Origin of the sequence: Crassaminicella thermophila (assembly GCF_008152325.1) — a bacterium.
Classification (GTDB): domain Bacteria; phylum Bacillota; class Clostridia; order Peptostreptococcales; family Thermotaleaceae; genus Crassaminicella_A; species Crassaminicella_A thermophila.
In genome coordinates this window covers 318,731-335,129 of the sequence record NZ_CP042243.1, presented here as the reverse complement: position 1 = coordinate 335,129, position 16,399 = coordinate 318,731, and the positions used below count along the sequence as shown (strand labels likewise).

The 16,399-nt window shown below is 31.8% G+C and carries 15 protein-coding genes and 1 other annotated feature (1 of these 16 only partly in view); of the genes, 1 reads left to right on the top strand and 14 read right to left on the bottom strand.

What is annotated here, in order from left to right:
* Nucleotides 1-207 (bottom strand) — a binding site (T-box leader) (it extends 10 nt beyond the left edge of the window).
* The 6 genes from gltX to FQB35_RS01475 all read right to left on the bottom strand — a co-directional run bounded on the left by gltX (nt 204) and on the right by FQB35_RS01475 (nt 6,919).
* Nucleotides 204-1,685, bottom strand: coding sequence for a glutamate--tRNA ligase (gene gltX, locus FQB35_RS01500; RefSeq protein WP_148808218.1), 1,482 nt, complete (start codon nt 1,683-1,685; stop codon nt 204-206). (Overlaps the previous feature by 4 nt.)
* Before the next feature lie 295 nt (nt 1,686-1,980).
* A complete protein-coding gene (locus FQB35_RS01495) occupies nt 1,981-3,699 on the bottom strand; it encodes a proline--tRNA ligase (protein ID WP_148808217.1) in 1,719 nt (572 codons plus the stop codon).
* 200 nt (nt 3,700-3,899) lie between these two features.
* On the bottom strand, nt 3,900-4,385 hold the full coding sequence (gene ispF, locus FQB35_RS01490) for a 2-C-methyl-D-erythritol 2,4-cyclodiphosphate synthase (RefSeq protein ID WP_148808216.1): 486 nt from the start codon (nt 4,383-4,385) through the stop codon (nt 3,900-3,902).
* A 12-nt stretch (nt 4,386-4,397) separates the two neighbouring features.
* The gene (ispD, locus tag FQB35_RS01485) at nt 4,398-5,111 is read right to left on the bottom strand and encodes a 2-C-methyl-D-erythritol 4-phosphate cytidylyltransferase (RefSeq protein WP_333473042.1); all 714 of its coding nucleotides are present in this window, start codon (nt 5,109-5,111) and stop codon (nt 4,398-4,400) included.
* Between the two features lie 56 nt (nt 5,112-5,167).
* On the bottom strand, nt 5,168-6,286 hold the full coding sequence (locus FQB35_RS01480) for a PIN/TRAM domain-containing protein (protein ID WP_148808214.1): 1,119 nt from the start codon (nt 6,284-6,286) through the stop codon (nt 5,168-5,170).
* A 156-nt stretch (nt 6,287-6,442) separates the two neighbouring features.
* Nucleotides 6,443-6,919 (bottom strand): CarD family transcriptional regulator, encoded by a 477-nt coding sequence (locus FQB35_RS01475; RefSeq protein ID WP_148808213.1) that lies wholly within the window; start codon nt 6,917-6,919, stop codon nt 6,443-6,445.
* 324 nt (nt 6,920-7,243) lie between these two features.
* Between FQB35_RS01475 and FQB35_RS01470 the strand changes: the two genes are divergently transcribed.
* The gene (locus FQB35_RS01470) at nt 7,244-7,639 is read left to right on the top strand and encodes a nucleoside triphosphate pyrophosphohydrolase family protein (RefSeq protein WP_148808212.1); all 396 of its coding nucleotides are present in this window, start codon (nt 7,244-7,246) and stop codon (nt 7,637-7,639) included.
* A 32-nt stretch (nt 7,640-7,671) separates the two neighbouring features.
* Here the strand turns inward: FQB35_RS01470 and disA are convergent, their stop codons facing one another.
* The 8 genes from disA to FQB35_RS01430 form a co-directional block, all read right to left on the bottom strand.
* Nucleotides 7,672-8,760: a DNA integrity scanning diadenylate cyclase DisA gene (disA, locus tag FQB35_RS01465; protein WP_148808211.1), complete on the bottom strand. Its 1,089-nt coding sequence runs from the start codon at nt 8,758-8,760 to the stop codon at nt 7,672-7,674.
* 81 nt (nt 8,761-8,841) lie between these two features.
* A complete protein-coding gene (gene radA, locus FQB35_RS01460; RefSeq protein WP_148808210.1) occupies nt 8,842-10,212 on the bottom strand; it encodes a DNA repair protein RadA in 1,371 nt (456 codons plus the stop codon).
* Between the two features lie 142 nt (nt 10,213-10,354).
* On the bottom strand, nt 10,355-11,236 hold the full coding sequence (gene thrB / locus FQB35_RS01455; protein WP_148808209.1) for a homoserine kinase: 882 nt from the start codon (nt 11,234-11,236) through the stop codon (nt 10,355-10,357).
* Between the two features lie 18 nt (nt 11,237-11,254).
* Nucleotides 11,255-11,695, bottom strand: a complete 441-nt coding sequence (locus FQB35_RS01450) for an ACT domain-containing protein (RefSeq protein ID WP_148808208.1) — start codon at nt 11,693-11,695, stop codon at nt 11,255-11,257.
* 135 nt (nt 11,696-11,830) lie between these two features.
* Entirely contained in the window at nt 11,831-14,278 is a 2,448-nt protein-coding gene (locus FQB35_RS01445) for an ATP-dependent Clp protease ATP-binding subunit (RefSeq protein ID WP_207707366.1), read from the bottom strand.
* 61 nt (nt 14,279-14,339) lie between these two features.
* Nucleotides 14,340-15,374: a protein arginine kinase gene (locus FQB35_RS01440; RefSeq protein WP_148808206.1), complete on the bottom strand. Its 1,035-nt coding sequence runs from the start codon at nt 15,372-15,374 to the stop codon at nt 14,340-14,342.
* Nucleotides 15,375-15,385: 11 nt separating this feature from the next.
* Nucleotides 15,386-15,898 carry a UvrB/UvrC motif-containing protein gene (locus tag FQB35_RS01435; protein ID WP_148808205.1) on the bottom strand — a complete coding sequence of 171 codons (513 nt, stop codon included), beginning with the start codon at nt 15,896-15,898 and terminating at the stop codon, nt 15,386-15,388.
* 2 nt (nt 15,899-15,900) lie between these two features.
* A complete protein-coding gene (locus tag FQB35_RS01430) occupies nt 15,901-16,371 on the bottom strand; it encodes a CtsR family transcriptional regulator (RefSeq protein ID WP_207707325.1) in 471 nt (156 codons plus the stop codon).
* Between the last annotated feature and the right edge of the window lie 28 nt (nt 16,372-16,399).

Genomic DNA, 16,399 nt, shown 5'->3' with positions numbered 1-16,399 from the left:
AAGGTTTTCCGCGGTTCCACTCTGCTTAGGATATATCCTCAGCTTTTTTGCATGTAACGGTGCTAACCGGTTTGACCTACTCACTCATATTTCAGCCAACTGCTCATAGGTGCATTTCAGTTTAAAAAATACTTAAGCTACTCTCAGCCTACGATAGCTTTTCTCTGTCAGTTCTTTTAAACCTACTCTCCTAATCACTGCATTTATCTTAATAAGTGTTTTTTTACATATTCTATGCGTGATAATATATTTTGTTTCCCTAAAACTTTCATCATAAGTGGCAAATCTGGTCCGTGTACTTCTCCTGTTAATGCTACTCTAATTGGCATAAAAAGATTTTTCCCTTTATACCCTGTTTCTTTCTGAATACTTTTAAATGCTTTTTTTCCAAACTCTTCATCTATCTGTTCAGCTTCTTCAACCTTTTTTGCAAATACTTCTAATAGATGTGGTAGATGGTCTAACTTTAATATTTCTTCTGCTTGTTCATCTGCTGGTTTTATTTCTGTTTTAAAGAAAATATCTACTTTTTCTGTAATCTCTCCTACGTAAGAGATTCTATCTTTTAATACAGTTACCATATCTTTTAACCATTGATATTTTTCTTTCTTTTCATCTTCTTTAATATATCCTGCTTTCACAAGATGTGGTATAGCTAAATCAGTAATCTCATCAATAGGAGCTTCTTTTATATAATGACTGTTTATCCAATTTAATTTATCTGTATCAAATACTCCTCCACTTTTTGACACTCTCTCTAAAGAAAATTTCTCTATTAATTCTTCCATAGAAAAAATCTCTTGATTGTCTTCAGGGCTCCATCCTACTAATGCTAAGTAGTTTATCAATCCTTCTGGAAGATACCCTTTATTTTTAAAGTCCTCTGCAGCAACATCTCCCTGTCTTTTGCTCAATTTTTTTCTATCTTTATTTAATATGTTTGGAAGATGTACAAATTTCGGCGCTTCCCAACCAAAGGCTTCATAAGTATATACATGCTTCGGAGTAGAAGGTACCCATTCCTCTCCACGAATTACATGGGTAATTCCCATTAGGTGATCATCTACTACAACTGCAAAATGATATGTTGGGAATCCATCTGTTTTTATTAAAACTTGATCATCTAAATCATTCGTATTAACAACTACATTTCCTCTAATAACATCATGAAAAGCTATATCATGATTTTCAGGCAACTTTAATCTTACTACATGCTCTTCTCCATTTGCAATCCTTTTCTTTGCTTCCTCTATTGAAATATTTCTACAATGTCCATCATATCTTGCAGTTTCTCCACGTTCTTTTTGGGCTTCTCTTACTTCGTCTAATCTTTCCTTCGAACAGAAACAATAATAAGCATGTCCATTTTCAATCAATTGATTAATATACTTTTGATATATTTCTAGTCTTTCTGACTGTATATATGGTCCATATTCTCCTTTTTGCACTAGTTTTCCGTTTTCTAGCATAACTCCTTCATCATGCTCAATACCAGCCCATTTTAAAGCCTCAATCATATTTTCTATAGCACCCTCAACATACCTTGTTTGGTCAGTATCTTCTACTCTTAGTATATATTTACCCCCTTTTTGCTTTGCAAAGAGATAATTATATAATGCCGTTCTTAAACTCCCTATATGTACAAATCCTGTAGGACTTGGTGCAAATCGAACCCTTACCGTCATACTGCTTCCTCCTAAATTTATATACTTTTTATATTAGTTTATTATATCTAAAAAATCTTTTATTATCAACAAATTTGATTTTGTATCATATTTTACCCTCTTCTTCTGTTTATATTCTAAAAAGAAAATGCCCTCTTTAGAGGGTATCTTATTGTATATAAAATATAATTTATGAGTGGAAAATAAAAGCGAATGAATCTTAGTTTTCTATAAAGCTTTGTTTATAAGCGTTATTTTTCAATATAAATATAACTTTATCAACAAGCTCAAATACCCTCTGTAGAGGGTATGTATTTTACTTTATACCAGCTTTTTTCAACATTTCTAATACATTTGAAACTGCTTTATCATACATAAATTCTTGTTTATCTTCTTCGCTTCTTAACTTATACTCCACAATTCCTTCTGATGCTTTCTTTCCTACTGTAATTCTAATTGGAATTCCTATAAGATCTGCATCTTTAAACTTAACGCCTGCTCTTTCAGGACGATCATCTAACAACACTTCTACATTTGCATTTAATAACTCTTGATATAATTTTTCACCTAGCTTCATTTGTTCTTCATTTTTAACATTTACCACAGAAATTATAACGTGATAAGGTGCTACTTCCAACGGCCATATAATACCATTTTCATCATGGTGCTGTTCAATAATAGCTGCCATAGTTCTAGAAACACCTATACCATAACATCCCATCACCATAGGCTGTTCTTTTACATTTTCATCTGTATATTTAGCACCAAAAACTTCACTATATTTTGTTCCTAATTTGAAAATTTGTCCAACTTCAATACCTCTTGCTAATTTAACAGGCCCTTGGCATTTTGGACATTTGTCTCCTTCTTGGATTAATTTTAAATCAGTTATAATATCTGCTTCGAAATCTCTTCCATAGTTTACATTTTCTATGTGATAATCTGTTTTATTAGCTCCTGTAATCAAATTCTTAAGCTTAGGAACCTCTTCATCTGCAACTATCATTACATTTTTAAGTCCTACCGGTCCTGCAAATCCAACTTCTGCTTTTGTATATTCTTTAATATCTTCTGGGGTTGCAAACTCTAATTCATGTTCTGGAATCTTTAAAGCATTAATTAATTTTGTTTCGTTTAATTCTCGATCTCCTCTTATTACTGCTGCAACCAATTTACCTTTTACTTTGAATAAAAGAGTTTTTAACAATCTATGTCCTTCTACATTTAAAAATCCTTCAAGTTCTTCAATCGTCTTTACATTCGGTGTATGAATCTCTCTTAATTCCTTTTCCTCTAAATCCTGCTTAGGAATGTCTACTAAACAAGCGGCTCTTTCTGTTGTAGCTGCAAAATCACACGCATCACAATAAGCAATTACCCCTTCACCAAAATCAGATAAGGCTGTAAACTCATAGGAATCACTTCCTCCCATTGCCCCTGTATCTGCTTCAACAGGTCTAAATTTTAGTCCACATCTTGTAAAAATTTTGCTATAAGCATCATACATATCCCAATAACTTTTATCTAATCCTTCCCAATCTCTATCAAAAGAATACGCATCCTTCATTATAAATTCACGAGATCGCATAAGTCCAAATCTTGGTCTTTTTTCATCTCTATACTTTGTTTGGATTTGATAGATATTTAAAGGAAGCTCCTTATAGGATTTCACATCGTTTCTTACAATATCAGTAAATACCTCTTCATGGGTAGGCCCTAAACAAAATTCTCTATCATGCCTATCCTTTAAACGGAACATTTCTGGACCAAAGTCAAACCATCTTCCTGATTCTTTCCAAAGTTCTGCTGGTTGAACAGCTGACATTAATAATTCTTGAGCACCCTTTTTGTCCATCTCTTCTCTAATAATTTGCTCAATTTTCCTTATCACCCTATAGCCTAAAGGCATATAGCCATAAACTCCAGAAACAAGCTTTTTAATCATTCCTGCTCTGAGCAATAATTTATGACTTGGTATTTCTGCATCACTAGGCACTTCTCTTAAGGTATGAAGATACATTCTTGACATTCTCATGACTATTCTCTCCTTTACATTAAAAAACCTTCCATCTCAACAGCTCTATAGAGACGAAAGGTTAAATTTTTCCGCGGTACCACTCTAGTTAATTCCAAATGGAACTTTCTTAGTTTCGTTATAAAGGATTATCTATTCTAATATTCCCTATCACAGCTTTTATCTATATTTAACTTAAGTACATATTAACCAATTCAACCTTATTTGTCAACAGAAAATCTCTCAATACTTGCTATTGCTTGAGCAGCAATTCCTTCACCTGTACCAGTAAATCCTAACCCTTCCGTAGTTGTAGCCTTTACATTTATTCTATCCACTTCTACTCCTAATGCGTTTGCTATATTTTTTCTCATTTCTTCAATATAAGGCGCCATCTTTGGCTTTTGAGCAATAATAGTTGCATCTACATTATTAACCTTATAACCTCTATTAATAAGCATATTTTTTACTTCTAATAATAATTTTATACTTGAAACACCCTTAAACCTTTCATCCGTATCTGGAAAATGCTTACCAATATCTCCAAGTGCTGCTGCCCCAAGCAGCGAATCTTTTATAGCATGAAGCAAAACGTCTGCATCAGAATGTCCTAATAATCCTTTTTCATAAGAAATTTCTACTCCACCAAGGATTAATTTCCTTCCTTTTACCAATTTATGTACATCATAGCCCATACCAACTCTCATACATTACCCTCCTTAATTTTCTCTACTTTTTAAAATTGCTTCTCCTATATATAAATCTTCCGGCGTAGTGATTTTGATATTATCATAACTTCCCATAATCATCTTAACCTTTTGATTTATTCTTTCTACTAAACTTGTATCATCTGTTCCTAAGAATCCTTCTTTTATTGCTTTTTCATAAGCTTTCATTAAAAGATCATAATCAAAAGTTTGAGGAGTTTGTATAGCCCAAAGAAATTTTCTATCAGGCGTATTAACAATATATCCATCTTCATCTACTACCTTTATTGTATCTTTTACATAAACTCCAATACCTACAGCTTTATATTTAACAGCTTCATCTATACTGTTTAAAATATATTCCTCTCTTATGAATGGTCTTGCACCGTCATGAATCATTACAATACTACACCTTTTATCTACTGACTTTAATCCATTAAATACAGATTCCTGCCTTGTACTTCCTCCAGCTATGACTCTTATAACTTTTTTAAATCCATAAACCTTTATGACATTCTCTTTGCAATATTCTATTTCATTTGAATGTGTTACAACAATAATCTCATCTACCCATGAGCATTTTTCAAAAATATCAATAGTATGAGCTAATACAGGCTTATTACAAAGCTTCAAATACTGTTTATTCACTTTACTATTCATTCTTTTTCCTTGTCCTGCTGCTGCAATAATAACAGAAACAAATTTATCCTTATACAAGTTATTCACTCCTAATAATCAAAATAAATCCCAGCATATGCTGGGTATAATTTTATTATAAAATATTATGCTGTTTTATCAACTACTTTTGGTTTTGCAAATATCATTCTGCCTGCCGCCGTTTGCAATACACTTGTAACCAATACATCCATTGTTTCTCCGATATGTTTTCTTCCACCTTCTACAACAATCATAGTTCCATCATCTAAGTATGCTACTCCTTGACCTGATTCTTTTCCTTCTTTAATTACTTGCACAATCATTTCTTCACCTGGTAGCACTACTGGTTTTACTGCATTAGCCAATTCATTAATGTTTAATACTGGTACTCCTTGCAGTTCAGCTACTTTATTCAAATTATAATCATTCGTTACAACTTTTCCTCCCATAAACTGAGCAAGCCTTAAAAGTTTAATATCAACTTCTGCAACCTCTTCAAAATCTTTATCAGTAATTTGTACTTCTACTTGAAGTTCCTTCTGTATACGATTTAAAATATCTAGTCCTCTCCTACCTCTTGCTCTTTTTAAACTATCTGAAGAATCTGCAATATGTCTTAGTTCTTCAAGAACAAATTCAGGAATTACAATAGGCCCTTCCACAAATCCAGTTTTTGTAATATCTGCAATCCTACCGTCAATAATAACACTTGTATCTAATATTTTAGGTATGCTATCGTTTTTAGTCTTTGTGTCTTCTTTTTCCTTAAGTAATGTAGTTTTTTTTAGTAAGTTTGATAAATTCCCTAAATCATCTCTTTTCTTCGTAGCAAGACTTACACCTAAGTATCCTAAAAATATATACAGTAAAATTGATAAAATAGTTCCAACAAAAGGAATAGATATTCCCATTAACAATTGACTAATTAAATATGCAATAAAAAGTCCTATAATCAATCCTACCGAACCAATAATCATATCTGTTGTAGGAATTTTTTGCAGTTCTCCCTCTATCCAATTTGCTGAACTTAAACCTTTTTCCATCAACCACGGAGTAATAATAAAAAATATAATTCCACCAGCAATTGCACCAATAACGTTAATAACAATTCCCATTATAGGTGTTATTTCAGGTATTTGTATAAAACTTTGCACTATAGCTAATTTTGTTAAGAGCATAGCCATTGCATATCCTACAGAAGCACCAGCTAACGTTAAAGCCCCTCTAACAATTTTATTAAACATATGTGCACTCACCTCCTATCTTTAAGTATAACCACATAACTTTATTTTATAACTAAATCATTCCTTATTTCAATACAATTTGTATATTTTGGTAATTTCTTCTCATGAAACTAACAAAAATGAAGCGTCTTTATGACGCTCCTCACATTTTCAGAATTATTGAATAGCCGTATCAATTAAGTCTTCAACATCTTTTTCTTTCATTCCTTTAGCTAATACAATTTCACTAATTAAAATCTGTTTTGCATTAGCAAGCATTTTTCTTTCCCCTGTTGATAGGCCTTTCTCTCTATCTCTAAGGGTCAAATTCCTAACTACCATGGCAACCTCATATATGTCTCCGCTTTTTATCTTATCCATATTTGCTCTATATCGCCTATTCCAATTTTTAGGCATCTTAGAAATATCATCATTTAAAACGGCTACTACTTGATCCACTTCTGTCATTGATATAATTTGTCTTAATCCAACATCATTTACATTATCAAGAGGTATCATTACTTTCATATCTCCTAGGGGCATCCTCATAATGTAATATTTCCGCTTCGTTCCTAGTATCTCTTTTTCTTCTATCGATTCAATAATTCCCGCACCATGCATAGGATAAACAACCTTATCACCAATATTAAACATTGAGCAAAACCTCCCACATTGCACATTGCCTATATATAGTATACAACAAGGGGTAGGGTTCTGTCAAGAAAATAATTATTTTATCACATGCTCTTGTTGTTGTCAACTTTATTTTTCTCAATTTAGGCATGTATTTTTTAAAATTTTACCATGATAAATGCCTCTTTTTTCTTTTTTCAAAATCTATCATATAGAATTTTTTCCATTATTTACACCTATTTAATTTCTTTGAATGACCTTTTATTTTTAGCTATAATATGCTAGAATAAAGTTAAATTGTGAAAATTCCAACTCCTTATTTTATCTATAGAGGTGATATAAAAAATGGGCGACTCAGTTCTTAATAAATTTCAAAAGAGTGTTTCTGATGTACTTATTCGTCATAAAAGCATTCTAGATATTATATCAAAATATCAAGAAAGCTGCGCTAAAGTAAATAGATCTATTATAAAATCTACTACAAATTGTGGATGCATACATATAAATGCAAAAAAGCAAGATATACCCGATAATATTTCTTACGAAGAACTAAAACGTTTTATGAGCAATCATATTTCAGGAGAACTTTGTGATATTTGCAAAGATAAAATTGAAGAAGAGATGGGGAATCATTTATTTTATCTAGTAGCCATTTGCAATTCACTAAATCTTGATATATATGAAATTTTAAATAAACAACAAAAAAATATCGACACCTTAGGGAAATATAGTCTATATTAAAAAACACTAATGATAAATCATTAGTGTTTTTCTTAACGAATGTGTCTATCTAACAATACTTGTTCTTGTACCCTTCTTAACCCTTCTTTTATAGCTCGTGCTCTAACCTCTCCAATTCCTTCTACATCGTCTAAGTTTTCTATTGATGCTTTTAATATCTTTTGAAAATCTTTAAAATGATTTACTACATTTTGAATAACCGTCAAAGGGAGTCTTGGAATTTTACTTAAAATTCTGTATCCTCTTGGTGAAATAGGCATATCTAACAAACCATTTAACCCACTATTATAACCTAGTATTTTCCCAATATTAGATAGATCTAACAATTCCTCAGAAGATAAATTTTTTATCTGTCTACTAATTGTATTATAGTCTATATTTTCATCTTGTATCATATAGTCTTCAATAACATACTGACCATCTTCTCTTACGTTAGCTAGTAATTCTTCTAGCTGCATGCTTACAAGACGTCCTTCATTTCCTAATTCACTTATATATTTTTCTATTTCTGAAACTATACGCATAACCATCTCTGTTCTCTGCAACACTACAGCTACATCTTGAATTGTAACCAAATCTTCAAATTCTAAGGCACTTAAATTGATCATTGCTTGATCTAATACTTTTCTATATTTTTCCAAAGTCTGGATAGCCTGATTTGCTTTATTTAAAATTTTGTTTGTATCTTGGACAATATATTTAGAATACCCTTTGTAAATTGTTATTATATTTCTTCTTTGAGAAATTGATATAACAATGAGTCCTGTTTGTCTTGCAACCCTCTCAGCAGTTCTATGTCTTATTCCTGTTTCCGAAGAGGGAATAGAAGGATCAGGAATTAATTGCGTGTTGGCATATAATATCTTTTTAGCATCAGAACTTAGTATGATTGCACCATCCATTTTTGCCAATTCGTATAGGTAAGCAGTTGATAAATCAACATTTATATAAAAACCTCCATCAACTAAATCCATTACTTCTTCATTATCTCCTATCACAATCAACGCACCTGTTTTTGCCCTTAATATATTCTCTAATCCCTCTCTTAATGGTGTTCCAGGAGCTAATATCTTAATAGATTCAATTATACCTTCTTCTTTTATTCTATCTTCTTTTACCAATTGTATTGTCCTCCCAACATCATTTAGCCTATCTTAAATATTATATTATATTAACCCCCTTCTATTAAAGCCCTATTTCCATTAATTTTCAAAAAACATATAATCTATTGCCTCTTTTAGAGAATTTGCTCCTACTAACTGAATAGATTCATTCAGTTGTATTTTTTTTGTACTCTTTTTAGGTAATATACATTTTTTAAATCCCATTTTTCCTGCTTCTTTAATCATTTTTTCAATATTTGAAACAGGTCTTAATTCTCCGGTTAGACCAATTTCCCCAATAGCAATGGTAGTGGTAGTATGAATTGATAATCCTCTCATGCTTGAATATATAGCTAATGCCACTCCTAAGTCTGATGAGGTTCCTTCAGGCTTAAGTCCACCTACAACATTTACATAAACATCTTGATTCATTAGAGGAACTCCTACTTTTTTCTCTAAGACTGCTAATATTAAATTTAATCGATTTATATCTATACCTATAGATGCTCTTCTTGCAAAACCCAGATTCGTTGGTGCAACCAACGCCTGAACTTCTAAAAGCAAAGGTCTCGTTCCTTCTAAACTACTTATAACAATAGCTCCTTCTGTATCCGTTAATCCTTCTAAAAATATTTCTGATGGATTAGAAACTTCTACCAAACCTTCTTCTTTCATCTCAAAAACACCAATTTCACTAGTAGTTCCAAAACGATTTTTCAAAGCCCTAATTACTCTAAATTCTTGGGTTCGCTCCCCAGTAAAATGTAGTACTGTATCAACAAGATGCTCAAGAATTCTAGGCCCTGCCAATTCTCCTGTTTTTGTTACATGAGCTACAATAAATATAGGTATATCTCTCGTTTTTGCTGTATACATAATCTGATTTGTACATTCTCTAACTTGAGAAACACTACCAGGAGCAGATGATAAATCTGGTTTAAATAGTGTCTGTATTGAATCTATAATCACAAGAACAGGATTTAATTGATTAATATATTCTTTAATCACATCTACATTAGTTTCTGATACAATCATTAATCTATCTTCTATTGCATTTAGCCTTTCAGCACGCATTTTTATTTGCTCTTCTGATTCTTCTCCCGAAACATAAAGTACTATGCCATATTCCTTAGCAATTATACTGCTAGCTTGTAGGATCAAAGTAGATTTACCAATACCTGGCTCACCTGAAATTAGTGTTAATGATCCCTTTACCAACCCTCCTCCTAATACACGGTTTAATTCTTCTATATGAGTGTCAAATCTATCATAAGAACCAGATTTTATTTCTTTTATAGGTAATGGTTTTGTAGAACTCGTAATAGTAGGTGACTTTTTATATTGACTTATTGATACTACTTTTTCTTCTACCATAGTATTCCATTTACCACATACACACTGCCCCATCCATTTAGGGCTTTCATATCCACAGTTTTGGCACACAAAAATAGTTTTTTCTTTTTTTGCCATTTCTTCCTCCAATCCGGTTTTATCTTCTTATAAAAACTATATCCTATATATTGTGATTTTATACTTTCATTCTAGCATAGTCAACAGATGGTTAATATAGATAAAAAAAGATTATATGAACAAAATGTCCATATAATCTTTTTTACAATATTTTAGCACCTTCCGTATCTACTTCTAATACTCTTACCTGCCAAGATCCTTGAATATTTTTCAGAAATCCTTGCATCTTTTCTTTAAAATCAATATTTTCTTTATCAATCATAACCATTAAAGTAGACCCCGACCCGCTTATTACTTCTGATTTAGATCCTAAGTATCTTGCATGCTTAAATATTTTGTCTATATTGGGAATTAACTTAGATCTATAAGGCTGGTGCACTTTATCCTCTGTAGCTATTCTTAATTTTTCAATTTCTCCATTATTCATGCTTGCTACAAGCATAGCTACTCTAGATATATTAAATATACAATCATTTTTGCTATAACTTTCTGGAACTACTTTTCTTGCTTCATGAGTAGAAACAGTAAACTTAGGTATCATTACTACAAATCTCAAGTTTTTAGGAACATTTACCTTTGAATAAATAACTTCATCCTCTTCATATATTGATACTGTCATTCCACCTGTAACAGCAGGTACAATATTGTCAGGATGTCCTTCTATGCTTGTACCAATTCTTATTATATCTTCTTTGCTTAAAATATTATCCATTAACTTATTAGCAATCATTATTCCTCCAATAATACATGCTGCACTACTCCCTAATCCTCTGCTAATTGGAATATTTATTTCCTTTGCAATGATTCTTAATCCATCTTTTTTGTAGCCATACATATTTAATGCTCTATTCATGCTAGTATATATCAAATTTTCTTCTAATGGAATATCCCCAAACCCTATACACTCTATACCATAAGCTTTTTCTTGTACTTCAAACTCATTATATAATGTAAGAGCCATACCCATAACATCATAGCCAGGCCCCATATTCGCCGTAGTTGCTGGCACCTTTACTTTAAACATATTCATCCATCCCCATTTCTATTCCATAGCAATAAGCTCTACTCTTGATGTTCCTTTTAAATGATTTAATTTTTCCAAAATTTCATCTATACTCACATTCGCTTCAGAAATATCAAACGTAATACTTACATTTGCAATCCCATTAATCGGTATATCTTGATTAATCGTTAATATATTTAAATTACATTCTGCCATAACACTTAATATTTGAGACAAATTCCCTGGTGCATGGTTTAATAAGAGCGTAATAGTTACCTTCTGGCCCCTACTTCCTTCAGATGGAGCAGAAACATAATCTTTATATTTATAAAAAGTACTTCTACTAATTCCTGTCATTTGAGTTGCCTCCGTTACCCCTTTTGCCTTTCCTGTTCTTAATAATTCTTTAGTTTTTAGTACCTTTTCAAAAATATCTGGTAAAATTGTAGTATCAATAATAAGAAATTTTCTATCTGTCAAAACTTTCACCTCTTATGTTTGTTCGTGAAGAACATGTGTTTTTAATTGGCGAACTCTCTTTATAATATTACCATATTTTTATAGCATACACAATATTTTTTCTTAAATAATAGAGCTGCTATAATAGCAGCTCTATTACTTGTTTAATTTCACCTTATTTTTAAACACAATCTTTCCATCCTCTACATCTACAAATATATCATCATTTTTTGAAATATTTCCTTTTAATATTTCTTCTGATAATGCATCTTCAAGCATTCTTCTTATAGCACGTTTTAATGGTCTTGCTCCATATTCTGGATCAAATCCTTTTTCTCCCAGCAATTTTTTTGCAGCCTCTGATATTTCTATCTTTATGTTTAGTTCTTTCATTCTCTTTGTTAAATCTTTTATCATAAGCTCTACAATTTCATTAATGTGTTCTTGTTCTAATGCGTGGAATACAATAACTTCATCTATTCTGTTTAAAAACTCTGGTCTAAAGTTTCTTCTCAATTCACTCATTACATTTTCCTTCATTTTTTCATAAGCACTCTGTTTTTCATCTTCTACATTTTCTGCAAAACCTAAAGTTTTTTGCTTTTTAATAGTATGAGCTCCAACATTTGAAGTCATAATTATTACTGTATTTTTAAAGTCAACAACCTTTCCTTTTGAATCCGTAAGTCTTCCATCATCTAGTATCTGTAATAATATGTTAAATACATCTGGATGGGCTTTTTCAATTTCATCAAATAAAACTACTGAATAAGGTTTTCTTCTTACCTTCTCCGTAAGCTGTCCTCCCTCTTCATAGCCTACATATCCTGGAGGTGAGCCAACCAATCTGGATACAGCGTGTTTTTCCATATATTCGGACATATCTATACGAATTAAAGCATCTTCATCTCCAAATAATGCTTCTGCTAATGCTTTTGATAATTCAGTTTTTCCTACACCTGTAGGCCCAAGAAATATAAAAGAACCTATTGGACGTTTTGGATCTTTTAATCCTACACGCGCTCTTCTTACAGCTCTTGCAATAGCTTTTACTGATTCTTCTTGACCTATTACTCTCTCATGGAGGATTTCTTCCATATGAAGCAATTTCTCTGACTCTTCTTGTGCAAGTTTCTTAACAGGAATTCCAGTCCAGCTTGATACAGTTTCAGCAATTTCTTCTTCTCCAACAGTTGCTTTGTCTGTTTGATTTACTCTCCAATTATTTTTTCTATTATCTAATTCTTCTTTTACTTGCTTTTCTTTATCTCTAACACTTGCCGCTCTTTCAAAATCTTGAGCACTGATAGCTTCTTCTTTTTCTTTTGCAAGTTCTTCTAATTTCTCTTCTAAATCTTTTAATTCAGGTGGCTGTGTTACAATTTTTAATCTTATTTTTGATGCAGCTTCATCAATTAAATCTACTGCTTTATCTGGTAAAAATCTATCAGTAATATATCTGTGGGAAAGATTTGCAGCAGCTTCTATAGCTTTATCCGTAATTTTTACTCCATGATGAGCTTCATATTTATCTCTTAGCCCTTTTAGTATCTGTATTGTTTCTTCTACTGTTGGTTCTTCTACATGAATTGGTTGAAATCTTCTCTCTAAAGCTGCATCTTTTTCAATGTGTTTTCTATATTCATCTAAAGTTGTAGCCCCAATTGCTTGTATTTCCCCTCTAGCTAAGGCAGGTTTTAAAATGTTTGATGCATCAATTGCACCTTCTGCACCACCAGCACCAATAATTGTATGCATCTCATCAATAAAGAGAATAACATCTTTTGACTGCCTCAACTCATCCATAACTTTCTTTAATCTATCTTCAAATTCTCCACGATATTTTGCTCCTGCTACCATAGAAGCCAAATCTAATGTAACAACTCTTTTATCCTTTAATATTTCTGGAATATTTCCCTCAACTATTTTTTGAGCTAATCCTTCTGCTATAGCTGTTTTTCCTACTCCAGGCTCTCCTATTAAACAAGGATTGTTTTTTGTTCTTCTGCTAAGAATTTGTATAACTCTTTCAATTTCTTTGCTTCTACCAATAACCGGATCAAGTTTTCCTTCTCTCGCCATTTCTGTTAAGTCTCTTCCGTATTTATTCAATGTAGGAGTATTTTTATTATTTACTGATGAAACACCTTCTCCTCCATTTGGTGACATAGTACTTCCTAAAAGCTTCATTACTTCTTCTCTTGCTTTTGTAAGATTTACTCCACTATCTATTAATATCTTTGCAGCAACTCCTTCTCCTTCTCGAATCAGTCCTAATAATAAATGTTCTGTTCCTATATAGTTATGTCCTAATCTTCTAGCCTCTGCAAAACTTAATTCAAATATTCTCTTTGTTCTTGGAGTAAAACCTAATAATTGTGGGTTTAATTCACTTCCTACTCCAATCATACTTACTATTTTTTGTTTTATTTTATCTAAGCTTACACCCATATTGGTTAAAGCTTTAGCAGCAATTCCTCCCCCTTCTTTTACTAACCCTAATAAAAGATGCTCGGTTCCAACATAATTATGTCGTAAGCTTTTAGCCTCTTCTTGTGCAAAAATTACTACCTTTTGTGCTCTTTCTGTAAATCTTGCAAACATATCCATTCTATAACACCTCCTAATAATTTTAGGTTTAACTATTTTATTTCTATTATGCAACCTAATTATTGCTTCTAATCTTCTCTCTAACTAAAGTTGCTCTCCTTATATCTCTTTCATTACTGCTTAGCTGTTTTTGAGCTATTTTTTGAAGATATCCTGGCTGGGTCATAATCATAATTTCATTAATATTATCAATAGAAACATCCTTTAAAATCCCCAGATCTATTCCAACTCTCACCTCTGATAAAAGCTTCATACACTCTTGAGAAGTTAAAATTCTTGCATTGCATAAAATTCCAAAAGATCTGTATATCTTATCTTCTAACTGGGCACGATTATTTGATAATAGAGTGCTTCTTGCATCTCTCTCTTTTTGAATGATTTGTCTTGTAATATCTTTAAGATTATCTATTATATCCTTTTCACTTCTTCCTAATGTTAGTTGATTTGAAATTTGAAACAAATTCCCCATAAATTCAGTTCCTTCTCCATAAATTCCTCTTACAGCTAACCCAATCTGATTTGCTGCTTGTAAAATTCTATTGATATATCCAGTCATATGAAGAGCTGGCAGATGCATCATAACAGATGCACGAATCCCTGTTCCTACATTTGTTGGACAAGACGTTAAATAACCTAATTTCTCATCAAAAGCATATTTTAATTCCTCTTCTAATACATCGTCTATCTTATCAGCCGTATCCCATGCCTCATCTAACTGAAACCCTGGAAGCAAACATTGTATCCTTATATGGTCTTCTTCATTAATCATAATGCTTATAGACTCATCTTTATTTAAAAGTACACCACTTTTTTCGAAATTTGCAGCCAAATTAGGACTTATTAAATGCTTTTCTACTAAGACCTGTCTTTCTAATTGAGGTACTTCTTCTAATGTAATAGAGTCAAAATCATTTCTTAAAACACTATTCCCTTCAAGTAATGCATTTGAAACTGTTTTAAGAACTTCTTTACTTCTTGATTTAGTTAGAGCCACTGGAAAAGGAAAGTCTTCTAAATTTCTCGCAAGTCGTATTCTACTACTAATAACAATATCATTATCCGGTCCTGACCCTTCTATCCACTTTGTCATACAAACCCCCCCTAAATTTCTTCTCTTAAATGATTTTCTAATTCCCTTATTTTATCTCTTAGTACCACTGCTTTTTCAAACGCTTCTGTCTTTATTGCTTCATTTAACTTCCGTTTTAGTTCTCCTATTTCATTTCTAATTCTTATAGAGCCTCCTGCTCTTTTTGGAATTTTTCCTATATGCCTTTCATTTCCTTGTATCCGTTTTATCAATGTAATTAATTTTTCCCTAAAAGCACTATAGCATTTAGAACATCCCAATCTTCCTAATTGCTTAAACTTACCATATGTCATTCCGCAATAATCACATTTTGTTGCCTGTATATAATCTACTTTTATAGGTGAATCCTGTATAGAATCTAAAAGACTTGTTAGAAAATTATTAATAGAAAAAGACGTTTCAAAATCAATTTGTTCGCTTTGCTTTGCGCATTGTTCACACAAATGTAGCTCTGTTTTTTTGTCATTTAAAATTTTAGTCAAATGTACTGTGGCAGGCCTTTTATTACAATTTTCACATAACATTTCTATTCCCTCCCATTATGGTTAAATATTGCAACAATCATATGCTTTAATAAATTTGCTCTTATTTCATCCTTTATATTCATAGGTGTATGAATGCTTCGATCACTAATAGCCGCTTTCATTAATACAGCTTCTCTTTCTGTAATAAATTTTTTCTCCTTTAGCATATTAATAATCGATAATGCCTTCATCTTGCTTATTGAGTCTCCTATTTGATCGAGTAATATCTTTACATACTGATTCCTGTCAATATTCATCTTAATAATTTTTATATGTCCTCCCCCACCTCTTTTACTCTCAATAAGATAACCCTTATCTATGGTAAAACGAGTCGTTAATACATAGTTTATTTGGGAAGGTGCACAATTAAAATAACTTGCGAGCTCATTTCTTTGTATCTCAACACTTGTATTATTTGTATCTTGTAATAATTCTTTTATAAACATTTCAATAAGGTCACTTATTCTTGGCATATCCATCTCCTTATTTGACTTTCTTTGA